The organism is Streptomyces sp. HSS9-12, from assembly GCF_054963655.1.
This window is the reverse complement of record NZ_JBUEGC010000014.1, coordinates 77,334-98,488: the sequence shown is the minus strand read 5'-3', so window position 1 is coordinate 98,488 and position 21,155 is coordinate 77,334. Positions and strand designations below refer to the sequence as shown.

At 71.4% G+C, this 21,155-nt stretch carries 22 protein-coding genes and 1 tRNA gene; 6 read left to right on the top strand and 17 right to left on the bottom strand.

All coding sequences use genetic code 11. The annotated features are described in order from the left end of the window. Positions 1 to 37: 37 nt before the first annotated feature. On the top strand, positions 38 to 1,261 hold the full coding sequence (locus ACY34J_RS10270) for a CaiB/BaiF CoA transferase family protein (RefSeq protein WP_462726097.1): 1,224 nt from the start codon (positions 38 to 40) through the stop codon (positions 1,259 to 1,261). Continuing rightward, a complete protein-coding gene (locus ACY34J_RS10265) occupies positions 1,258 to 2,433 on the top strand; it encodes an acyl-CoA dehydrogenase family protein (protein WP_462726098.1) in 1,176 nt (391 codons plus the stop codon). Before ACY34J_RS10270 ends, ACY34J_RS10265 begins: the two co-directional genes overlap by 4 nt. A 230-nt stretch (positions 2,434 to 2,663) precedes the next feature. Here ACY34J_RS10265 and ptsP read toward each other — a convergent pair whose 3' ends face one another. The 6 genes from ptsP to ACY34J_RS10235 all read right to left on the bottom strand — a co-directional run bounded on the left by ptsP (position 2,664) and on the right by ACY34J_RS10235 (position 10,082). Next, positions 2,664 to 4,310, bottom strand: a complete 1,647-nt coding sequence (gene ptsP, locus ACY34J_RS10260; protein WP_462726185.1) for a phosphoenolpyruvate--protein phosphotransferase — start codon at positions 4,308 to 4,310, stop codon at positions 2,664 to 2,666. Positions 4,311 to 4,318: 8 nt separating this feature from the next. Continuing rightward, positions 4,319 to 4,597, bottom strand: coding sequence for an HPr family phosphocarrier protein (locus ACY34J_RS10255; RefSeq protein WP_462726099.1), 279 nt, complete (start codon positions 4,595 to 4,597; stop codon positions 4,319 to 4,321). Between the two features lie 358 nt (positions 4,598 to 4,955). Beyond that, positions 4,956 to 7,076 carry a PTS fructose transporter subunit IIABC gene (locus ACY34J_RS10250; RefSeq protein ID WP_462726100.1) on the bottom strand — a complete coding sequence of 707 codons (2,121 nt, stop codon included), beginning with the start codon at positions 7,074 to 7,076 and terminating at the stop codon, positions 4,956 to 4,958. A gap of 80 nt (positions 7,077 to 7,156) precedes the next feature. Beyond that, positions 7,157 to 8,104: a 1-phosphofructokinase gene (gene pfkB, locus ACY34J_RS10245; protein WP_462726101.1), complete on the bottom strand. Its 948-nt coding sequence runs from the start codon at positions 8,102 to 8,104 to the stop codon at positions 7,157 to 7,159. Further along, the gene (locus tag ACY34J_RS10240) at positions 8,101 to 8,862 is read right to left on the bottom strand and encodes a DeoR/GlpR family DNA-binding transcription regulator (RefSeq protein WP_462726186.1); all 762 of its coding nucleotides are present in this window, start codon (positions 8,860 to 8,862) and stop codon (positions 8,101 to 8,103) included. The genes pfkB and ACY34J_RS10240 overlap by 4 nt, the downstream gene beginning before the upstream one ends. A 221-nt stretch (positions 8,863 to 9,083) precedes the next feature. Beyond that, on the bottom strand, positions 9,084 to 10,082 hold the full coding sequence (locus ACY34J_RS10235) for a sigma-70 family RNA polymerase sigma factor (protein WP_462726102.1): 999 nt from the start codon (positions 10,080 to 10,082) through the stop codon (positions 9,084 to 9,086). Positions 10,083 to 10,249: 167 nt separating this feature from the next. On the opposite strand from ACY34J_RS10235, the gene ACY34J_RS10230 reads away from it, so the two are divergent. Beyond that, positions 10,250 to 10,768 (top strand): N-acetyltransferase family protein, encoded by a 519-nt coding sequence (locus ACY34J_RS10230; protein WP_462726103.1) that lies wholly within the window; start codon positions 10,250 to 10,252, stop codon positions 10,766 to 10,768. A 21-nt stretch (positions 10,769 to 10,789) separates the two neighbouring features. On the opposite strand, the gene ACY34J_RS10225 is transcribed toward ACY34J_RS10230, so the two are convergent. After that, positions 10,790 to 11,584: a dioxygenase family protein gene (locus tag ACY34J_RS10225; RefSeq protein WP_462726104.1), complete on the bottom strand. Its 795-nt coding sequence runs from the start codon at positions 11,582 to 11,584 to the stop codon at positions 10,790 to 10,792. Between the two features lie 95 nt (positions 11,585 to 11,679). Here ACY34J_RS10225 and ACY34J_RS10220 point away from each other — a divergent pair, with 95 nt between their 5' ends. Next, positions 11,680 to 12,174, top strand: a complete 495-nt coding sequence (locus tag ACY34J_RS10220) for a MarR family winged helix-turn-helix transcriptional regulator (protein ID WP_462726105.1) — start codon at positions 11,680 to 11,682, stop codon at positions 12,172 to 12,174. 87 nt (positions 12,175 to 12,261) lie between these two features. On the opposite strand, the gene ACY34J_RS10215 is transcribed toward ACY34J_RS10220, so the two are convergent. Further along, positions 12,262 to 13,776 (bottom strand): MFS transporter, encoded by a 1,515-nt coding sequence (locus ACY34J_RS10215; protein WP_462726106.1) that lies wholly within the window; start codon positions 13,774 to 13,776, stop codon positions 12,262 to 12,264. Between the two features lie 95 nt (positions 13,777 to 13,871). Beyond that, positions 13,872 to 14,534: a TetR/AcrR family transcriptional regulator gene (locus ACY34J_RS10210; RefSeq protein WP_462726107.1), complete on the bottom strand. Its 663-nt coding sequence runs from the start codon at positions 14,532 to 14,534 to the stop codon at positions 13,872 to 13,874. Positions 14,535 to 14,892: 358 nt separating this feature from the next. Between ACY34J_RS10210 and ACY34J_RS10205 the strand changes: the two genes are divergently transcribed. Both ACY34J_RS10205 and ACY34J_RS10200 read left to right on the top strand, forming a co-directional pair. Then, positions 14,893 to 16,233, top strand: coding sequence for a M6 family metalloprotease domain-containing protein (locus ACY34J_RS10205; protein WP_462726108.1), 1,341 nt, complete (start codon positions 14,893 to 14,895; stop codon positions 16,231 to 16,233). Between the two features lie 280 nt (positions 16,234 to 16,513). Further along, a tRNA-Arg gene (locus tag ACY34J_RS10200) sits at positions 16,514 to 16,586 on the top strand. An 81-nt stretch (positions 16,587 to 16,667) separates the two neighbouring features. Here the strand turns inward: ACY34J_RS10200 and ACY34J_RS10195 are convergent. The 8 genes from ACY34J_RS10195 to ACY34J_RS10160 all read right to left on the bottom strand — a co-directional run bounded on the left by ACY34J_RS10195 (position 16,668) and on the right by ACY34J_RS10160 (position 21,078). Next, complete coding sequence (locus ACY34J_RS10195) at positions 16,668 to 17,825, bottom strand: tyrosine-type recombinase/integrase (RefSeq protein ID WP_462726109.1); 1,158 nt, start codon at positions 17,823 to 17,825, stop codon at positions 16,668 to 16,670. Further along, positions 17,825 to 18,037, bottom strand: a complete 213-nt coding sequence (locus ACY34J_RS10190; RefSeq protein ID WP_462726110.1) for an excisionase family DNA-binding protein — start codon at positions 18,035 to 18,037, stop codon at positions 17,825 to 17,827. The genes ACY34J_RS10195 and ACY34J_RS10190 overlap by 1 nt, the downstream gene beginning before the upstream one ends. Further along, on the bottom strand, positions 18,030 to 19,367 hold the full coding sequence (locus ACY34J_RS10185; protein ID WP_462726111.1) for a replication initiator: 1,338 nt from the start codon (positions 19,365 to 19,367) through the stop codon (positions 18,030 to 18,032). The genes ACY34J_RS10190 and ACY34J_RS10185 overlap by 8 nt, the downstream gene beginning before the upstream one ends. Positions 19,368 to 19,483: 116 nt before the next feature. Next, positions 19,484 to 19,783, bottom strand: coding sequence for a hypothetical protein (locus ACY34J_RS10180; protein WP_462726112.1), 300 nt, complete (start codon positions 19,781 to 19,783; stop codon positions 19,484 to 19,486). Positions 19,784 to 19,808: 25 nt separating this feature from the next. Then, the gene (locus tag ACY34J_RS10175) at positions 19,809 to 20,003 is read right to left on the bottom strand and encodes a hypothetical protein (RefSeq protein WP_462726113.1); all 195 of its coding nucleotides are present in this window, start codon (positions 20,001 to 20,003) and stop codon (positions 19,809 to 19,811) included. Between the two features lie 14 nt (positions 20,004 to 20,017). Beyond that, positions 20,018 to 20,209 (bottom strand): mobile element transfer protein, encoded by a 192-nt coding sequence (locus ACY34J_RS10170; RefSeq protein WP_462726114.1) that lies wholly within the window; start codon positions 20,207 to 20,209, stop codon positions 20,018 to 20,020. Next, complete coding sequence (locus tag ACY34J_RS10165) at positions 20,209 to 20,394, bottom strand: hypothetical protein (protein ID WP_462726115.1); 186 nt, start codon at positions 20,392 to 20,394, stop codon at positions 20,209 to 20,211. Before ACY34J_RS10165 ends, ACY34J_RS10170 begins: the two co-directional genes overlap by 1 nt. Before the next feature lie 18 nt (positions 20,395 to 20,412). After that, positions 20,413 to 21,078, bottom strand: a complete 666-nt coding sequence (locus ACY34J_RS10160) for a DUF2637 domain-containing protein (RefSeq protein WP_462726116.1) — start codon at positions 21,076 to 21,078, stop codon at positions 20,413 to 20,415. Between the last annotated feature and the right edge of the window lie 77 nt (positions 21,079 to 21,155).

The window sequence follows — 21,155 nt, the reverse complement described above, 5'->3', positions numbered from 1 at the left end:
CGCAGAGCATCCGCTTCCGCGACGAAGGAGAGCGCCTGTGCCGACCGAGCCCGTACCGCACGGGGCCTCGCGCCCGCTTGACGGCGTTCTGGTCGCCGACTTCAGCCGCGTCCTGGCCGGTCCGCTGGCCGCCGCGACCCTGGCCGACCTCGGCGCCGATGTGATCAAGGTGGAACGGCCGGGAACCGGGGACGACACCAGGGCCTGGGGCCCGCCGTTCGCGGCCGACGGCACCGCGGCGTACTTCGACAGCGCCAACCGCGGCAAGCGCGGCCTCGCTCTGGACCTGTCCGATCCGGACGACGCGGCGGCTGCCCGCGAGCTCGCCCGACGGGCGGACGTCCTGATCGAGAACTTCCGTCCCGGAGCGCTGGCCAAGTACGGCCTCGACCATGAGTCGGCGCTCGCCGCCAACCCCGGGCTCGTCTACTGCTCCATCAGCGGTTTCGGCTCAGGCGAGGGAGCTCATCTGCCCGGCTATGACTTCGTCGTCCAAGCAGTCGGCGGCCTGATGAGCATCACGGGTGAGCCAGACGGCCCGCCGCTGAAGGCCGGAGTCGCGCTCGTCGACGTACTCACCGCCAAGGACGCGACCACCGCCGTGCTCGCCGCGCTGCGCCACCGCGACCGTACGGGCGAGGGACAGCTCGTCGAGGTCAATCTGCTCTCCTCGCTGCTGGCCTCGCTCGTCAACCAGGCGTCCGGACACCTCGCCACGGGGCGCAGCCCGGTCCCGCTCGGCAACCGGCACCCCAGCATCGCCCCGTACGAGACCCTGGCCTGCCGTGGCGGGCTGCTCGCTGTCGCCGTCGGCAACGACCGCCAATTCCGGGCGCTGGCCGAAGTGCTGGGCATACCGGAGCTGGCCGACGATCCGCGCTTCGCTCGCAATCCCGACCGGGTACGGCACCGCGACGAGCTGACCGCCGCCCTGGAGGCGCGGCTGGCCGCCGACACCCCCTCCGGCTGGACCGAGCGGCTGACCGCCGCCTCTGTGCCCTGCGGCCCGGTCAACGACCTGGCCGAGGCGCTGGCACTGGCCGAACGGCTCGGCCTCGATCCCGTGGTCGCGGTCGGCCCCGGCCGGGTCCCGCAGGTGCGCAGCCCCCTGCGGCTGTCGGCCACCCCGGTCGTCGAACCGATCGCTCCGCCCCGGCTCGACGAGCACGGGGCTGACCTGCGAGCGTGGCTGTCCGGCCCACCCGACTGCCCCCTGCCCTCCCCCTCCCTGTCCCCGTCCTCATCAGGAGCTGAAGCATGAACGCCTTCGACCCCAACGACCCGCTCGGCATCGACGACCTGCTGGACGAGGACGAACGGGCCGTCCGCGACACCGTGCGCCGCTGGTGTACGGACCGGATCGCGCCGTACATCGCGGACTGGTACGAGCGCGGTGAACTGCCTCAGGTGCGTGAACTCGCCCGGGAACTCGGCTCGTTGGGTGCGCTCGGCATGCATCTGGAGGGGTACGGGTGCGCGGGGGCGAGCGCGGTGCAGTACGGCCTGGCCTGCCTGGAGCTGGAGGCCGCGGACTCGGGCATCCGCTCGCTGGTGTCCGTCCAGGGCTCCCTCGCCATGTACGCCATCCACCGCTGGGGTTCGGAGGAGCAGAAGCAGCAGTGGCTGCCGCCGATGGCCTCCGGCGAGGTCATCGGCTGCTTCGGGCTGACCGAGCCGGACCACGGCTCGGACCCGGCCTCGATGCGTACGCGGGCCAAGCGGGACGCGGGCGGCGACTGGGTGCTGGACGGCCGCAAGATGTGGATCACAAACGGAACGGTGGCCGGCGTCGCGGTGGTATGGGCGCAGACCGACGAGGGCATCCGCGGCTTCGTCGTCCCCACCGACACCCCCGGCTTCTCGGCCCCTGAGATCAAGCACAAGGCGTCGCTGCGGGCGTCGGTGACCAGTGAGCTGGTGCTCGACGGCGTACGGCTGCCCGCTTCGGCCGCACTGCCGGAGGTCACCGGGCTGCGCGGCCCGCTCAGCTGCCTCAACCAGGCCCGGTACGGGATCGTGTGGGGATCGGTCGGCGCGGGGCGCAGCTGCCTGGAGGCGGCGCTGGACTACGCCCGTACCCGCGAGCAGTTCGGCCGCCCGATCGGCGGTTTCCAGCTCACGCAGGCGAAGCTCGCGGACATGTCGCTGGAGCTGAACAAGGCACTGCTGCTGGCCCTGCACCTGGGCCGGCGGATGGACGCGGGCCGTCTGCGGCCGGAGCAGGTCAGTTACGGCAAGCTCAACAATGTGCGGGAGGCGATCGAGGTGGCGCGCACGGCCCGCACGATCCTGGGCGCGAACGGGATCTCGCTGGAGTACCCGGTGATGCGGCACGCCGCCAACCTGGAGTCGGTGCTGACGTACGAAGGCACCGTGGAGATGCACCAGTTGGTCATCGGCAAGGCGCTGACCGGCCAGGACGCCTTCCGCTGACCGGACCGACCCGGTTCCGCGGATCTCCCGCACCGGCCCCGTGCACGGGGCCGGTGCGGGAGAACTCGGGGCGCGAAGCGCCGGGCAAGCGCAGTGCCAACGCGCCTCGCCAGGCGGCCATGCCGTGGCCGAGCATCGGCCACGGCGCCCATCGCGCGACGTCGTCTTCCACACCTCCGGTGCATGGTGAAGGCACCAGCAGCGCACCTGCACTGGCGTCTGACGTAACGTCAGACGAGCGCCTCGCGCACCGCGGCGCGAGCGCCGGCCGCATCGGGGGCCGCGAGGGCGAGTTCGGCGAGGCGGCGGCAGCCGTCGAGGGTGCGGGCTGCCAGGGCGGCTCGGACGTCGCCCAGGCAACCCGGCGCGGCCGACAGGCTGGTCACGCCGAGGCCGACCAGGACCAGAGCCAGCGCGGGGTCGGCCGCGGCCTCGCCGCACACCCCGACCGGGCGGCCGTGCCGCGCGCCCGCCTCGGCCGCCATACGCACCAGGTCGAGCAGGGCCGGCTGCCAGGGATCCAGCAGCTCGGCCAGGCTGCCCAGCATCCTGTCGGCGGCGAAGGTGTACTGGGCCAGGTCGTTGGTTCCGATACTCAGAAAGTCGCAGGTCTGCGCCATCGCCCCGGCGCGCAGCGCAGCAGCCGGCACCTCCACCATGGCGCCCGCAACCGGCAGTCCGTGGGCGCGTACCCGCTCGGCGAAACCGGCGGCTTCCTGCGGCACCGAGACCATGGGAGCCATCACCCACACCTCGGCCCCACTGCCCTCGGCTGCCTTGGCGACGGCGGCCAGCTGAGTCTCCAGCAGCTCCGGGTCGCGGCCGGCGGTGCGCAGACCGCGTACGCCGAGGGCCGGGTTCTCCTCGTCGGCCGGGGTGACGAACGGCAGCGGCTTGTCAGCGCCGGCGTCCAGGGTGCGTACGACAACACGCCGCCCGGCGAAGGCTGTGAAGACCTCCCGATAGGCGGCGGTCTGCTCATCCAGGGAGGGCGCCTCGGCGCGGTCGAGGTAGAGGAACTCCGTGCGGAACAGGCCCACCCCCTCGCTGTCGGCTGCTGCCGCCGCCGACAGCTCGTGCAGCGCGCCAAGGTTGACCAGCAGCTTCACCGGGTGACCGTCCGCCGTACGGCCGGGACCACTGGTCTGGGCGGCCTGCTCACGCCGCCGCTGCTCACGCGCGGCCGCCGCGGCGACCGTTTCCGGCAGCGGGTCGAGCTCCACCGTCCCTGCGGCACCGTCCACAAGCACCGGCTTGCCGTCGGTCAGCGTGCCCGCGTCGGCGCAGCCGACCACGGCGGGCAGCCCGAGGATCTTGGCCAGGATGGCGGTGTGGCTGGTGGGGCCGCCTCGCTCGGTGACCAGGGCGAGGACCTGCGCCGGGTCGAGCAGGGCGGTGTCGGCGGGCGCAAGGTCGTCGGCGACCAGGACGTAAGGGCGCCCCGGGTCCGGCAGCCCCGGCATGGGCAGGCCCAGGAGCCGGGCCACGGAGCGGTCCCGTAGGTCGTCGAGGTCGGCGACCCGCTCGGCGAAGTATCCGCCTGCCGCTTCGAGGGCGGCGCGGAACTCGCCGAAGGCGGCGGCAAGCGCGTGTGCTCCGTCGGTGCCGTCCCGTACCAGAGCCTCGGCCCGGTCGCCCAGCGCCGGGTCGGCGACCATCAGGGCTTGCGCGGACAGCACCTCGGCCGCGGTGCCCGCGGCAGCGGCCGCGCGCTGTTCCAGATCGGCGGCCACCTGCCGCAGCGCTTCCCACACCGCGGCAGCTTCGGCCGGCGCGTCCGCCTCCGCCACAGTGCGCGGCGTCGGCAGGGCGGGTGGGGGCGCCATGCGGGCGACGGGGCCGACCGCGCTGCCGCCGCCGACCCCGATGCCGGTCATCACAGCCGTCACCGCTGCTCCTTGGCGTCGAGGTCGAGGGCGACCAGCGTGGCCAGCTCCTCGATCGCCGCCTCCGCGCCGTCGCCCTCGGCGGCCAGCACCAGCGGTTCGCCGTGCTGGACTCCCAGGGCCAGTACGGAGAGCAGGCTGCGGGCGTCCACCGGGTCCTGGCCGTCCCGGGCGACGGTCACCTTGACCGGCTGGCGGGCGGCAGCTTGGACGAACAGCGAGGCGGGACGGGCGTGCAGCCCGGTGCGGGAACCTACGACGACAGTGCGCTGGGGCATGGGATCACACTCCTGTGGGGCGGATGGGGCCGGTGGCTCGGAAGTCCGGCCGCGTGGAAGGCCCAGCGCTGGGCCTCCCGGGGGAACGGGTGATGGAGATGCGCCCGGCCGCGGCCGCCGTCCAGGGCCACACCGGCATCAACGCGGCGGGAGGCCCACGGCCAACGAGCCGTTCGGCGTGGCGGGTTGGTGGGGTGCCCGGCCCCGCGGTCGGGGCCACGGGGCCGGGCAGCTCGGGCCGGGCAGCTCGGGCCGGGCGGCCAAGGCTGGACGGCTCGGGCCGGGCGGCCAAGGCTGGACGGCTCGAGCCGGGCGGCCAAGGCTGGACGGCCAAGGCTGGACGGCTCGGGTCGATGGCTCAGGCCGCCACCGGCACCTTGGAGTCGGCCTTCGTCGCAGCGGCGGGGGTCGCGACCTCGGCCTGGGCCGCCCGGCGGCTGCCCTTGAGGAGGACGACCAGCCCGGTGGTCACCGCCGTACCGGCCGCGATGGCCAGCAGATACAGCAGCGGCTGCCCGATCAGCGGCACCACGAAGATGCCGCCGTGCGGCGCCCGGAGAGTGCAGCCGAAGGCCATCGACAGGGCGCCGGTGACCGCACCGCCCGCCATCGCCGACGGGATCACCCGCAGCGGGTCGGCCGCCGCGAACGGAATGGCGCCCTCGCTGATGAAGGAAGCACCCAGCACCCAGGCGGCCTTGCCGTTCTCCCGTTCGGCCTTGGTGAACAGCTTTCCGCGTACGGTCGTCGCGAGGGCCATCCCCAGCGGCGGGACCATGCCGGCCGCCATCACCGCGGCCATCACCTTGAGGCTGCCGTCGGTCGGGTTGGCCAGGCCGCCGACCGCGAAGGCATACGCCACCTTGTTGACCGGGCCGCCCAGGTCGAAGCACATCATCAGGCCGAGAAGAACACCGAGCATGATCGCGTTGCTGCCCGAGAGCCCACTCAGCCAGTCGGTCATGGCCTTCTGCAGCGAGGCGATCGGCTTGCCGACGACGACGAACATCAGGAAGCCCACGACCGCGGACGAGATCAGCGGGATGACGACCACCGGCATGATGCCGCGCAGCATGGCCGGTACGCGCACCCGCTGGACCGCCATCACCACCGCGCCCGCGATCAGACCGGCGACAAGGCCGCCGAGGAAGCCCGCGTTGATGGTGACCGCGATGGCACCGCCGACGATTCCGGGTACCAGGCCGGGCCGGTCGACCATGCCGTAGGCGATGTATCCGGCGAGGACCGGGATAAGGAACCCGAAGGCGGCGCCGCCGATCTGGAACATCAGCGCGGCCCAGCTCACGGCCTCGGTCCACACGAAGTGCTCGGCGACCGAGGGCGCCTTGTTGATCTCGTAGCCGCCGATGGCGAAGGCGAGCGCGATCAGCAGACCGCCCGCGGCGACGAACGGCACCATGTAACTGACGCCGGTCATCAGCCACTTGCGCAGCCGCGTGCCGAAGTGCTCGCCGCGTTCGCCGTCAGCGTCCATGGGAGCGGTCGCCGCCGGGGCGCTGACCTCTCCTCGCTCGGCCTTGGCCCGTACCTCGCCGATGAGTTCGGCGGGGCGGTTGATGGCGGCCTTGACCCCGACGTCCACCGTGGGCTTCCCGGCGAACCGGGCCTTGTCCCGCACCTCCACGTCATGCGCGAGGATCACGCCGTCGGCGGCCGCGATCAGAGCGGGGTCCAGCTTGGTGAATCCGGCGGATCCCTGCGTCTCCACGACCAGTTCGACGCCCGCGGCCTCGGCTGCCTTCTCGAGGGACTCGGCGGCCATATAGGTGTGGGCGATCCCGGTGGGGCACGAAGTGACGGCGACGATCCGGAACGGTACGGGTCTGCTCGCCGCAGTGGCACCGCTACCGCCTTCAGAGGCACTGGCAGTGGCATCCGCGGTGTCAGAGGCTGTCACGGGTGCGGCGGACCCGGCTCCGTCAGCCGAAGCCGCCCGCCCGCCGGCCACGGCGGCCGGCTCCTCCCCCGCCGCTGGAGTCGCGGTCGGCTCCTCCCCCGCCGCCGGAGTCGCGGTCGGCTCCTCACCGCGTATCAGGGCGGCGGCCACGGCCGGGTCCTGTTCCGCGCGGAGCGCCGAGGTGAAGTCCCCGTCCATGAGGCGACGGGCCAGGCTCGACAGGATCGTCAGATGGCCGTCGTCGGCTCCGGCCGGCGCGGCGATCAGAAAGATCAGGTCGGCTGGGCCGTCCGCAGCGCCGAAGTCGATGCCGCGCTCGCTGCGCCCGAAGGCCAGCGCCGGCGCGGTGACGTGTTCGCTGCGGCAGTGAGGTATGCCGATGCCGCCGTCCAGTCCGGTCGGCATCTGCGCCTCGCGGGCCGCGACATCGGCGAGGAAGCCGTCCAGGTCGGTTACGCGGCCGGCAGCGACCATCCGTTCGGCGAGCGAGCGGGCAGCGGCTTCCTTCGTCTCGGCGGACAGGTCGAGGTCGACCAGTTCCGCGGTGATCAACTCACTCATCACGCGGCTCCTTGCTCGCGGCCCGCTCTGCGGGCGGGTTGGGGGACGTGTGGGTGCGAGGCCTCATGACGTCGGCTCCGTCATGACGTGGGCTCCGTCAGCGCGCGGTCCAGCGGGACGTCCGCCGTCGTCGTAACCGCCGACAGGTCGAGATCGGCCGGGGTCGGCATGGCACTGCCGGGCAGTTGCACGGCAGCCGCGCCGTGGGCGACCGCCGCGGCGAGCGCGGCCGGGCCCGTGCCGCCCTCGGCGAGGAAGCCCGCCAGCGACGCGTCACCCGCACCGACGTTGCTGCGGACCGTGCCCACCTGTGCGCTGCCCAAGTACGTTCCGCTGCCGTCGACCAGCAGCTGTCCGTCGGCTCCCAGGCTGGCCAGGACCGTCTGGGCACCGCGGTCGCGCAGCTCCTCCGCCGCCTTCACCGCGTCGCCGACCGTTGCGAGCGGGCGACCGACGGCCTCGGCGAGCTCCTGCGCGTTGGGCTTGACCACATCGGGCCGCTCCCGAAGCGCGGCGGTCAGCGCGGCACCTGAGGTGTCGAGGGCGATCCGTGCACCGGCCCGGTGGGTACGGGCGACCAGCTCCGCATACCACTCGGGCGGCAGCCCGCGGGGCAGGCTGCCGCAGCAGGCGATCCAGTCGGCGTCCGCCGACCGCGCCCGTACGGTCTCCAGCAGCGCTTCCGCCTCCACCGCCGTGATCTCGGGCCCGGCCGCGTTGACCTTGGTGAGGGTGCCGTCGGGTTCGACGAGCGTGATGTTGATGCGGCTGCTGCCGGCGACCGGCACCCCGGCCGCCTCGATGCCCAACTCACCGAGCAGCCGCGCGAGCAGTGCGCCCTCCGGTCCGCCCAGCGGCAGCACGGCGACCGTACGGTGCCCGGCCGCGGCGACCGCGCGGGAGACGTTGACGCCCTTGCCGCCGGGGTCGACCCGGTCCGCCGTGGCCCGCAGCACGGCGCCGCGGTCCAGCACCGGGAGTTCATACGTCCGGTCCAGGCTCGGGTTGGGAGTGACGGTGAGGATCATGCGCGCACTACTTCCGTGCCCTGCCGTTCGATGGCGAGGGCGTCGTCAGGGCTGAGCCCGGTGTCGGTGATGATCAGGTCGACCTGGGGGAGGTCGCCGAACCGGGCGAAGTGCTCCTTGCCGAACTTCCCGGAGTCGGCGAGCAGGACGACCCGGCGGGCAGCCGAGATGATGGCGCGCTTGACGGCGGCCTCGGCGAGGTCGGGGGTGGTCAGGCCGCCCCGCAGCGAAAAGCCGTTGGTGGCGACGAAGACCACATCGGCGTTGATCTCGCTGTAGGCGCGCAACGCCCAGGCGTCCACGGCGGCTCGGGTGCGATGCCGTACCCGGCCGCCGACGAGGTGCAGGTCGATTCCGGGATGGTCGGCGAGCCGGGCGGCGACGGGCAGCGCGTGGGTGACGACGGTGAGAGCGGACTCCACCGGGAGGGCCGCGGCGAGCCGGGCGGAGGTCGTGCCGGCATCGAGGATCACACTGCCGTCGGCGGGGAGTTCGGCGAGCGCGGCCTGTGCGATGCGGTCCTTCTCGGCGGCGGCGACGGTGTCGCGCTCGGCGAGGTCGGGCTCGAAGTCCAGACGGCCGGCGGGGATGGCGCCGCCGTGCACGCGGCGGACCAGCCCGGCGCGGTCGAGGGCCTTCAGATCACGCCGTACGGTCTCGGCGGTGACCTGGAACTCCTCGGCCAGGGACAGCACATCGACCCTGCCGCTCTCGCGGGCGATGCGGAGGATCTCCTGCTGTCGCTCCGGTGCGTACATGTGGTTTCGCATCCGTTCCATGCCCGAACCTGTGGTTTCGCCAGCACATTACGTCCTCGCTGCAGCGATGTAAACAGAGTCAGACAGAGAAACAGACACAATCGGGCCTCGACGAGCAACGGGCCGCTGAGCTGGGCAGCAAAGAGCCCCGGCCGCCCTGGGGGGGTGGGCAACCGGGGCTCGTCAGGCCGGCGGCGGTCAGGTCTTCTCATGACCGGACATCACGCCGCCTCGTCGAAGCCCGTGTCACGGGCCATCCGCTTCAGCTCCAGGAGTGCGTGCTTCTCGATCTGCCGGATCCGCTCGCGCGTCAGGCCGTGCTGCTTGCCGACCTCGGTCAGCGTCCGCTCCCGGCCGTCCTCGATGCCGTACCGCATCTTGATGATCGACGCGGTGCGGTGGTCGAGCCGGCCGATCAGCTCGTCCAGGCTCTCGCGGCGCAGCATCACCATCACCGACTGCTCGGGCGTGGCCGCCGAGGTGTCCTCGAGCAGGTCGCCGAACTGGGTCTCACCCTCGTCGTCCACCGACATGTTCAGGCTCACCGGGTCGCGCGCCCAGTCCAGCACGTCACCGATGCGCTCCGCGCTCGTGCCGAGCTCCTCGGCGATCTCCTCGTGCTCGGGCTCCCGCCCGTGCTCCCGGTTGAACTCGCGCTGCACCCGCCGGATCCGGCCAAGCTCTTCGACCAGATGGACGGGCAGCCGGATCGTACGGGACTGGTCCGCGATGGAGCGGGTGATGGCCTGCCGGATCCACCACGTCGCGTACGTGGAGAACTTGAAGCCCTTGGTGTAGTCGAACTTCTCGACCGCACGCACCAGACCGGCGTTCCCCTCCTGAATCAGGTCAAGCAGAGGCAGCCCACTGCGCGGGTAGCGGCGCGCCACGGCGACGACGAGACGCAGGTTGGACTTGATGAAGATGTCCTTGGCGCGCTGACCTTCGGCGGCGATCGCCTCCAGCTCCTCGCGGGTCGCCCCGCCGGCGTCGGAGTCGACCTCCTTGTCGAGGATCTTCTGGGCGTAGACCCCGGCCTCGATGGTCTTGGCCAGCTCGACTTCCTTGGCAGCGTCGAGCAGGGGTGTGCGCGCTATCTCGTCGAGGTACATGCCGACCAGGTCGCGGTCGGCGACCTCGCCGCCTCCAGCGCGAACACTGTGGGCCCGGTCGGTCTCGACGGCGTCGGACTGACGACGGGCGACGGCACGGGTTGCCATGCGTGCTCCCTTGCAATGAGTTAGGTCGCTGTGTGGGGCGTACACCCGATCGGGTGCCCGTTCCCGCTGGGAACAACGACTGGAATCGGGACAGAATTCCCAAGCCGCCCGACGTTTTTTGTGATCATGCAGTATCCTGTGCCGCCACAACGAGGGAGGGCCGACCCATGCGGGGCCATGCGAACGTGCAGGTCAGACCAGGGCATGAGGGCGACCTGCAGGCGCTGACGGCGATCTACAACCACTACGTCCGCGAGACGGCGATCACATTCGACACCGAGCCTTTCACTCCACAGCAACGGCGCCCATGGCTGCATTCCCATCCTGAAGACGGCCCGCACCGGCTGCTGGTTGCCCAGGAGAGCCGTGGGGGCCGGATTCTCGGCTATACGACCAGCAGCCCGTTCCGGCCCAAGCCCGCATACCGGACATCGGTGGAGATGACGGTCTACTGCGCGCCGGACGCGGTCGGCCGCGGCATCGGCTCGCTGCTCTACACGGCGCTTCTCCAGGCCCTTGCGGACGAGGATGTGCACCGCGCGTACGCGGGCATCGCCCAGCCGAACGAGGTCTCGCACCGGCTGCATGTCCGGCTGGGCTTCCAGCCCGTCGGGGTGTACCGGGAGGTGGGCCGGAAGTTCGGCCGGTACTGGGACGTGACCTGGTACGAGAAGGCCCTGGGCTGACCCCAGGGTCACCCCCGCATCTCAGCCGAACTGCACCGAGCGCTTCGCCAGCCCCATCCAGAAGCCGTCGATCACGCTGCGCCCACTGCTCAGTTCACCTGCGGCGTCGGCGGCGCCCAGCGTGACGAACAGCGGCGCGAAGTGCTCCGTGCGCGGGTGCGCCAGCTGCCCGGCCGGGGACTTGCGCTCGAAGTCCAGCAGCGCGTCGATGTCCTGGGCCTCCAGGGCCCGCCGCCCCCAGTCGTCGAACTCCGCCGACCAGCTGGGCACCCCGGCATGCCGCAGGGCGCTGAGGTTGTGGGTGAAGAAGCCGCTGCCGACGATCAGCACGCCCTCGTCGCGCAGCGGTGCGAGCCGGCGTCCGATCTCCAGCAGCCGCCGCGGGTCGAGGGTGGGCATCGACACCTGCAGTACGGGGACGTCGGCGGCCGGGAACATCTCGACGAGCGGGACGTACGCGCCATGGTCGAGCCCGCGGCCGGGGATGTCCTGGACGGGGGTGCCGGCCGTACGCAGCAGCTTGCGGACCTGCTCGGCCAGCTGCGGGGCGCCGGGCGCGGCGTAGCGCACGCGGTAGTAGTGCTCGGGGAAACCCCAGAAGTCGTACACAAGCGGGACGGTCTCGGTCGCACCGATGGCCAGCGGTGCCTCTTCCCAGTGGGCGGAGATCACCAGAATCGCCGTGGGGCGGGGCAGGCCGGCGGACCAGGCGGCGAGCTCACCCGGCCATACGGGGTCGTCGGCGAGCGGCGGGGCGCCGTGGCTGAGGTAGAGGGCGGGCATGCGCCCGCCGGTCGGGGTGGCGGTGGCGGACATGAGCGGCCCCAGCTTCCTTTAAGTTTCAACCTCCACAGAAGCCACCCTACGCCAATCAAGTTTAAATTTCAAGCAATGCGCCGTACAGTGCATGCATGACGCAGGGACCCGAGCCGCGCTGGCTCAGCGACGATGAACAGCGCACCTGGCAGGCCTATCTGCACGCCACGGCGCTCCTGGAGGACCATCTCGACCGCCAGCTGCAGCGCGACGCCGGTATGCCCCACGTCTACTACGGTCTGCTGGTCTGCCTCTCGTGCGCGCCCCGCCGCCGGATGCGGATGACCGAGCTGGCCCAGCACGCCAAGATCACGCGGTCCCGGCTCTCCCATGCCGTGGCGCGGCTGGAGAAGAACGGCTGGGTGCGCCGCGAGGACTGCCCCTCCGACAAGCGCGGCCAGCTGGCCGTCCTCACGGATGAGGGCTACCGGATGCTGGAGAGGTCCGCGCCGGGCCATGTCTCTGCCGTGCGCGGCGCGGTGTTCGACCGGCTCACTCCCGAGCAGGTCGCCCAGCTGGGCGAGATCTGCGACGTGATCGCCGAGGGGCTGCAGCCGGACAGCGGCGCCGACCTGCCCTGGCTGCGCTGACCGCCCTTCCCGTACGGAAGCACTGAGCCGCGCCCGGCGCCGGGGAGTGGTACCGGGCGCGGCTCGCCCCGCTCGCGCGGACCGCCCTCAGCGGGCGAGGACAGGCGTCACCGTCTCGCTCTTGTCCGCGCCTTCCCCGGAGCCCGCGACCGGCATACCGGCGCTCGGGCCACCGGTGGTGACGAAGGTGAAGGCGATCGTCGCCGACAGGACCAGAATGCCGACCGCCCACCAGATGGCGGTGCTGTAGCCGTGCACCATCGCCTGCAGCTTCAGCGCCTCCGCCGACCGGGCGCCGGCCGCGTGCGCGGTGACGTACGCCGTGGTGGCACTCGCCGCGATGGTGTTCAGCAGCGCCGTTCCGATGGCACCGCCGACCTGCTGCGAGGTGTTGACCATCGCGGAGGCGACACCGGCGTCCCGCGGCTCGACTCCGTGGGTGGCCAGGCTCATGGCCGGCATGAAGGCCGTACCCATGCCGAGACCCAGCATCAGCTGTGCGGGCAGGACCAGGGTGGCGTACGAGCTGTCGACCTCCAGCTGCGTCAGCGTCAGCATGCCGGTGGCGGCGAGCAGAAAGCCCGGGGCCATCAGCAGGCGCGGCTGGACGCGGGTCATCAGACGGGCGCCGATCTGCGTCGATCCGGTGATCATGCCCGCGATCATCGGGAGGAAGGCGAAGCCGGTGTTCACCGGCGAGTAGCCCTTGACGACCTGCAGGTAGTACGTGAGGAAGAGGAACAGCCCGAACATCGCGATGACCGCGAGGCCCAGCGACAGGTAGACCCCGCCCCGGTTGCGCTGGGCCACGACGCGCAGCGGCAGCAGCGGGGCCTTGACCCGGGACTCCACCGCCACGAAGGACAGGAGCAGCACCGCCGACGCGATGAACAGACCGATGGTGAGGCTGTCGTCCCAGCCGTCGGACTCGGCGCGCGTGAACCCGTAGACCAGCGAGACCAGGCCGAGGGTGGACAGCACGACGCCCGGAATGTCGAGCGGGGAGCGGTTGCGGGTGCCCTCCGGCTCCCGGACGACGAACAGCGCACCCAGGGCGGCGATCACGGCGAACGGGATGTTCACATAGAACGTCCAGCGCCAGTCCAGGTACTGCGTCAGGAAGCCGCCGAGGATCAGACCGAGGGCACCGCCGCCGCCCGCGATCGCGCCGTAGATACCGAACGCCTTGGCGCGCTCCTTGGCCTCGGTGAACATCACCGCGAGCAGGGACAGCGCCGACGGGGCGAGCAGCGCGCCGAAGGCACCCTGCAGCGCACGCGAGCCGAGCAGCATGCCGGTGCCGACCGCCGCGCCGCCGAGCGCGGAGGCCGCGGCGAAGCCGAACAGGCCGACCACGAAGGCACGCTTACGGCCCCACAGATCGGCGATCCGGCCGCCGAAGAGCAGGAGCCCGCCGAAGGCCAGGGAGTAGGCCGTGATGACCCACTGCCGGTTGCCGTCGGATATCCCGAGGTCCGCCTGGGCGGAGGGCAGGGCGATGTTCACGACGGTCGCGTCCAGGACGACCATCAACTGGGCGAGGGCGATGAAGACGAGGGCTTTCCAGCGTCTCGGGTCGAGCTGACGGGCTGCATCAGGCATGGGTGGGCCTACCTAGCGTGCGGAGAAGTCGGTCAGAGGCGGTGCGTACGAGGGGGGTTGACGGCTTGGCGGGTACGGGTCGCAGAAGAGTGCTGTCACGACCGCTGCCGTAGGTCTTCCAATGTGGCTGCGGAGCCCGGCAGTTCAGAGCGCGCCGGGGTGTGCAGGCCGTCCAGGAAGAGCTGCAGATGGCGGTGCACGAACTGGTCGAACCGAGGGCAACCGGTGCCGGGCACCGGAAGCGGGCGGGTGAGTTGGGTCAGGGCGACCATCAGGTCACCGACGGCGATGTCGGTACGCAGCTGTCCCGAACGGCGCGCACGGTCCATGAGGGTCTCGATGGCGCTGTCGAGACAATCGCGGGCCGCGACATGCTCGGGGTGGTTCTTGTCGATGTCCTGGGAGAGCAGCGGGCACAGGGCACCGATCCGCTCGTCGGCCGCGGCGTGTACGAAGCGGCGCAGCGCCTGGAAGGCGTCCGCCTCCTCGGCGAGCGCGGCCTCCGCCTGGTCGGCGATCCGGGCCATGACGTGCAGGGTGACGCGGTGGATCAGGGCACTGCGATCCGGGAAGTGCCGGTAGAGCGTGGCGTTGCCGACGCCGGCGCGGCGTGCGACCTCGTCCAGCGGGACCTCGGGTCCCTGCTCGACGAGCATCTCCCGGGCGGCGGCGACGATCCGTTCACGGTTGCGCAGGGCGTCCGCCCGCAGCCGGGGTTCCTGGTGCTGCCGGCGCGGCGAGCTGCTGGTGGTGACCATGGCGGCACTCCCCTCTGCTTGGATCCGGGGAGCGACTTTCAGCGGCGGTCTGGCCGCGGCCCGCCCGCGCTGCTTGGGCTGCGCGTAGATCGCCAGCGCCTCGTCCAGTTCCCCGTTTCATGCGGACACCGTTCCAAACGGGGAGTGTGTCCCCGGATATTTCCCGGCCCGGAAGTGACCTGTGCCACTCCTGCCTAACACTACGATTCGTAACCGTATGACTCCGCACAGCGCCCGAACGGCCCATACGATCCGCCCGTCCGGCCGCACCCGGCGCGCGTCAGAACCGGCAGCCGCCGCACGGTGATCCCACAGCGCAGCCGAGAAGGGACGGCTGCCCGGGACCGGAGGCGGCCGTATGCAACCACCCCGCCAGCGAGATCCCCGATATGCACGCAACTGCCGCTACGCGGAGGGCCGGCGAGGGCCGCGGGGGCGGCAGGGCGAGCGCATACGCAGGCCTCGCCGTACCACCGCTCTCCTCGCCTCCGCTGCCCTCGCCATAACGGCCCCCAGTACGGCCACGGCCACCACCGACCACGGCTTCGCCGGTTCGCTCAGCGCGACCACGGCCCAGCCGGGCGCCCCCTGCGCCCCCGTCACCGTCCCCGGGGTGCAGATGTCCGAGGGCCTCCCGACGCCGCCGGGCCACACCCCGAGCACCGGCACCCTCAAGGCCCTCACTCTGATGATCGACTTTCCCGACGTGAGGGGCGCGGGCACGGCCCCGGACCGGTTCGCCGAGTTCTTCCCGACGACCTCCCGGTGGTACGCCACCAGCTCCTACGGCGCCCTCGACTACCAGGTGCGGGCGCCGATCATGAAATGGCTGCGGATGCCCCGCAGCTTCGCCTCGTACGGCATCGTGCGCGGCGCCGGGTACGAGCCCGGCTACCGGCAGCTGGTCAAGGACGTCGCGGCCGCCGCTGACAGCCGGGTCGACTTCAGCGACTACGACCTGGTCAACGTCCTGGTCACTCCCAACGCCGGGCCCTCCGCCCTCGACACCGTCCTGTCCGTCACCTTCACGGGCCTGCAAGACGCACCCCAGGCCGACGGGGTCTCGCTCGACCATGTGTCGTTCGTCTACAGCCGCCAGAACGACGGCTCGGAGACGGCGGCGGCGAACGCGTACCGGGTGCTGCCGCACGAGAACGCACACGCACTCGGGTTGCCCGACCTCTACACCACGCAGGGCGGCGGGAAGGTCGGGCACTGGGATGTGATGTCCGAGGACTGGGGGGCCAACAACGACTTCCTGGGCTGGCACAAGCGCAAGCTCGGCTGGCTGGATGCCGCACAGGTCGACTGCCCGCAGGGCAGCGGCAGCAGCGATCACTTCCTCAGCCCGCTGGCCCGGCGCGGCGGGACGAAGCTGATGTACATACCGGTCACCAACCACACGGGGTACGCCGTGGAGGTCCGCACACAGGGCGGCAACGACGCCGCGATATGCAAGCCCGGGGTGCTGGTCTACTGGGTGGACACCGCGGTCGACAGCGGCAAGGGGCCGGTGACGGTATCCGACAGCGCACCGCACAGCGGCGGCTGTGCCCGCTGGCCGAACGTGAGCGCGGAGCTGACGGACGCGCCCTATGGGGTGGGCGGGGTGATGACGGATCCCCGGACGGGGGTCACGATCGCGGTGACGGGCAAGGACGCCTCGGACACGTACCGGGTGCGGGTCGTCCGTCCGTAGACCGCGGCCGCCGTCGCCAAGGGTTCGTAGGCCGCGGCCCCCGTCGCCAAGGGTTCGTAGGCCGCGGCCCCCGTCGCCAAGGGTTCGTAGGCCGCGGCCGCGGGGGCGCGGCGGGGCGCCGCGTACGGAGGGGTGCCGGGCCGCCGCGTACGGAGGGGTGCCGTGGCCGCCGCGTGCGGGACGGCATCCCCCCGACTCCCCCGGACACCACCTCCGGAAGTCCCGACCGGGCCGCTGAGCGGGTCCGCTACGCTATCCCCCGGGACCCGTGGGTCCCCACGCCTCCGTAGCTCAGGGGATAGAGCACCGCTCTCCTAAAGCGGGTGTCGCAGGTTCGAATCCTGCCGGGGGCACAACCAGAAGGGCCAGCTCAGGAAGGGTTTCCTCCCAGGCTGGCCCTTCGGCATTTCAGGGGTCGTGCCACAGGCGTGCCACTACGGGCCCGCAGGGTCCTTCTCGGAGCGGTCGGAAGCGTCTCCCCCACCACCCCGGATCATGGCACCGAGCCGGTCGGCGATGGCCCGGTCACGGTCACTGGTCATGTGCTGGTAGATCAGCGCGGCGCGCGAGCTGCTGTGGCCCATGCGGGTCATCAGCTCGCGTGTACTGGCCCCGGCCGTGGAGGCCAGCGTATTGCCCGTGTGCCGCAGATCGTGGAAGTGCAGCTCGGCCGTAACGCCCGCAGCCTTCCGGGCCTTGACCCAGTCGTCCCGGAAGTTGCTCCGCCGCAGCTGCCCGCCCTGTGGCCCGACGAAGACGTGACCGTCACGGCCTGGAGCGGCGAACTGTTCCAGGTGGCGTGTGACCTCGTCGAGCAGCTCAGCCGGGAAGGAGACGGAGCGCACCCCGGCCGCGGACTTCGGCGCCTTGTCGAAGAGCCGGCCGTTCTGCAACTCGGCCTGTGCCCGACGGACGGTGACACTCAGCGCCTCAAGGTCGATGTCCCTACGCCGCAAGGCCGCCAACTCACCGAAGCGCAGGGTGGTGAAGGCCGCGAGGAGAACGAGCAGCCGGTACCGCGGCCCGATCGCGTCGGCAATAGCGAAGACCTCCGGCACCGTGAGAACCGGCCGCTCGGGCACGTCGTAGCGGTCCGCGCCTTTGATCCGGCAGGGGTTGCGGCGAATCAGCTCGTCGTCCACGGCGGTGTTCATCAAGGCCCGCAGCAGTTGGTATGCCTTCACCACCGTCGGCTCCCCGATTCCTGCAGTCAGGAGCTTGCCCCGCCAGCTGCGAACCCGGGCCGTCGTCACGTCAGCCACGCTCCCTGCCCCGAAGGTGGGCAGGATATGGAGCCGCATCACCGACTCATTCCGCTCGCGGGTGCGATCGGCCAGCTTCCGGTCCCGCAGCCATGAGGTGGCGTACTCCTCGAAGTTCACCGCCCCGGCGTCCGGGTCCGACCACTGCCCACGCGTGACGTCGGACTCGATGTGCGTGAGAGCCGCTTGGGCGTCGCTCTTGGTCGGGTACGTCTTCTCGGCCGGGCGCAGTTGGCCCGTTTCGGGATCGCGGTAGCGGACCTGCCAACGGCCGGATGGAAGCTGCCGGACCGACCCGAAACTCCTGCGCCTCCCCCTCTTGTTGGCCATCAGGCAGCCCTCCGAAGCGAGCTACGCCGGTGGCCGATCGGCTGCACCGTGTTGGCGTCGATGAAGGCGGTCAGCGAGCTCTCCGGGATAGGGACGTGTCGGCCGACCTTGACGAACGTGATGCGTCGCTCGGCGATCAGGCGCCGCGGGAAGCGTTGCGTGGTGCCGAGGAGTTCGGCCACCTGCGCAACAGTGAGGTAGCGGTCAGCCACTGGTGGGTTCTCCTTCCGTTCCGGGGGCGGGTGCGATGGATTGGGCTAGCCAGGCTTCGCCGGGGGTGAGGCCGGTTCCGGCGAAGACCCAGTGCGAGAGGACGAGGGTGGTTTCCTCCTGGTTCGGTGCACCGGGGGCCGCCATGGCTTGGGCTCGGCGCCACTCGGCGCGTGCATCGCGGAGGGCACCGAGGGTGGTTGAGTAGCGGCGGGACTTGGTGGAGAAGTGGCCGCGGAAGCCGAGCATGTGGGCCCATGCGCGGAGCCGGAGGTGTTCCAGGTCCTTGCGGGCACCGAGCGTCCAGGCCGTGCGGATCAGGCGCCGGGCGTGCTCGGAGATGTCAAGCTGGGCCAGCTCGGCGAGGAACTTCAGGCGGCGGTCCAGGGTGCCGGTGGCTGTCTCGGCGCCTTTGGTGGCGTACTTGGCGATGTAGGCGGCAACGGCTCGCTCGGTCAGCTCCGAGCCACCAGCGAACTCGGGGCCGCGGATTGGCCGCACGTCGAGCTCACGGCCGAATGCGAAGGTGTGGCACCGGCCATCCACAACAGGACCCGCGACCTGTGCTTTCTCGGCAGCGGCACGAATGGCATCAGTCAGCAGCTCGACCGTGGCCCAGGCCGGCGGCAGGGTGTCACCACCGTCCGGGCCATCGAGGCGGATCACGGCATGGAAGTGGACGGCGCCACGCTTCTGGTACTCGGCGACCTTTGCAAAGGACACCCGCGCGTGCTGCCGGAAGGCCCGTTGTGTGAGTCCGGCGCGCTTGGCGACCTCTCGGCGCAGGTAGATCGAGAAGCGCCGCCACAGCGGCCCTGCGTGAGCGTTCCACAGGACGGCGGCCTCGTAGTCGTATGTATCCGGGTCGAGCGGGCTGCCGAGGGCGCCGTCACCCTGGTCGTGCACGATTCCGCACCGGCATGGGCGGACCTTGCCGCCGGGACTCGTCAGCCGGTTGTGGACCGGGCCGAAACTGGGAGCGGTGAAGGTGGCGAAGACGCGCGGGTGGTTGGTGACTTCTTCGGGGGTGCCCTTGCCGCCGCGCAGTCCGGCAGTGATCAGGTGGAAGGTGTCGCGGCGGTAGGTCTCGGCACAGGCCGGGCAGCGGGTGGCGCGGCGGTTGTTGCAGCGCACCAGGAGGTGACCGGCTGGGAGGTTCGTCGAGTCCAGGTGATGCAGGATGCGGCCGATCTCGCCGGTCCGGCGGTCGACTTCCTGTTCAGTGCGGTGGCCGTCGAGCCGGACAGGGTTGGTGCAGCCGCCGAGGCCCGCGAGCTGGCCGATGAGCGCGGGCAGGGTGCCGAGCGACGCGAGCTTGCCCAGTTCGAGCACCGGGGGCGGGGTGGCGCGGGTAATGATGGGTTCCTCCTCTTCGACTCGTTCGCAAGTGACGGGCTGCCCGGGGCGGCGGATGCTTGGCGGTATCGGACCGCCCCGGCGGCGGTTGTTCAGCGGTGGCGCTGGGAGCCCAGCAGGGAGCGCAGGACGACGGCAGCGACGGCGACGGACACCGCCGAGACAGCGACCGCGCTCAGCAGAGCGGTGAGGACCACGCCGACCGTGACCACGGCGGCGATTGCTCCAGCACTGATGCCGATCGAGGGCGCGACCCGGCGAGCCGGAGCGGGGGCGGCGGATGTCTCTCGGCACGAGCAGGCTGGGGAAGGCCCGTGCTGAGCGGGCGCGGCCGAGGTGATCAGGTGGGCTGTCGGCAGGGCGGGGGCTTCCGGGTACTTCGGGCGGAGCATGGGAGTTCTCCTCTCAGCTACTCGTCTAGTCATGTATGCCGTTGACAACGTTCACGCCGGAACGCGTGCCGGACTCGATGGTGGGCGCGAGGAAGGTGTGGGAGAGCCAGAACCCGAACAGGGCGATCACGACGACGACCCACATGCGGACGCCGAGGAACTTGATCGCGGCCCAGGCGATGACGCCCAGGACGAGGACGAGCGGCAGGCTGACGGTCACGGGGCAAGGTCCTTTCAACGGACGGGGCAGCGGTGGGTACGAGCGGCCAGCTCGGCTGCCGCGCGGCTGTCGTAGTCGGCCGAGAAGCCGCAACGGGGCGCGGTGCAGGCGGCGGTGTGCTTCTCGCGGCCTCGGCTGTCGTAGGCGGTGCCGACCTGGACGGGGCCGATGCGGGTGACATTGCGGAAGCGGCGGTGCGCGGGCATCAGCCGATCTCCTCTCGGCCGGTGAAGTCGTCGGCGTGCTCGGCGAGCCAGCGCTTGATCTCGGCGCCCTCGATGTCGTCGGCGGAGAGGATGACGGGCTCGGCGATGCGTACGGCCTCAACCAGACGGTTTTGTCTAGTCAGTTCGGCGGCGCGCTGGAGGGCGCGGAGGGTGGACGGGCGCATGGTCGTGTTCTCCTTCCATCAAGTGAGGTGGGCGGCGATGGCCTCGGCCAGCGGGGCCGTGACGCCGAGACGGGCGCGCAGGGCCGGGGTGTCGATTGGCTTACCGGTGCGTGCGCGGTGGTCGTCGGCGATCTTGCGGGCGTGTTCGACCAGCACGGGCGGGATCTGCGGTGCGTCCCGCTCAGGTTCTGGTTCCGGTTCGGAGGGCGGTTCCGGAGCCGCGGTCAGGGACAGCTCCGTCGACTCCTGGTCGATGCGGGCGAGCTCGACCGGTTCAGGCTCCGGCTCCTTCCGCTTGGGTTCCGCCTCGGCCTCGGAGGCCGAGGCGGTGTGAGCGAGCAGCGTCCCGCCGAGGAAGGCCACGGCTGGCCAGCCAGCCACGAGGATGCGCAGCCAGGCTGGTACGTCGGTCAGGTCGAGCAGTCCGGCGGTGGCGACGTTCGCCCCGAGCGAGGCCGTCAGGGCGATGAGGAACCAGCACCAGCCGGAGGCCCTGGACGATCCCGACCGCAGGCGCTGCCAGGCAGCGACCAGCAGCAGGTCAACCGAGACCGGGTAGGCCCAGGCTTTCCACCCGTCCTGTCCGGCCGCCGAGGCGATGTCGTGCAGGTGGGCGAAGGACAGCGCGGCGGCGATGACCGCCTGGACCAGCACCGCGTCGATACGTGCCAGGTAGGCGCGCATGGTGCGGCTCCTTCCGGGATCAGGCATGGCAGGGGTAGGGGCATGGCGCGAGGCGGTCACGCCGGCCGTGGAGGTGG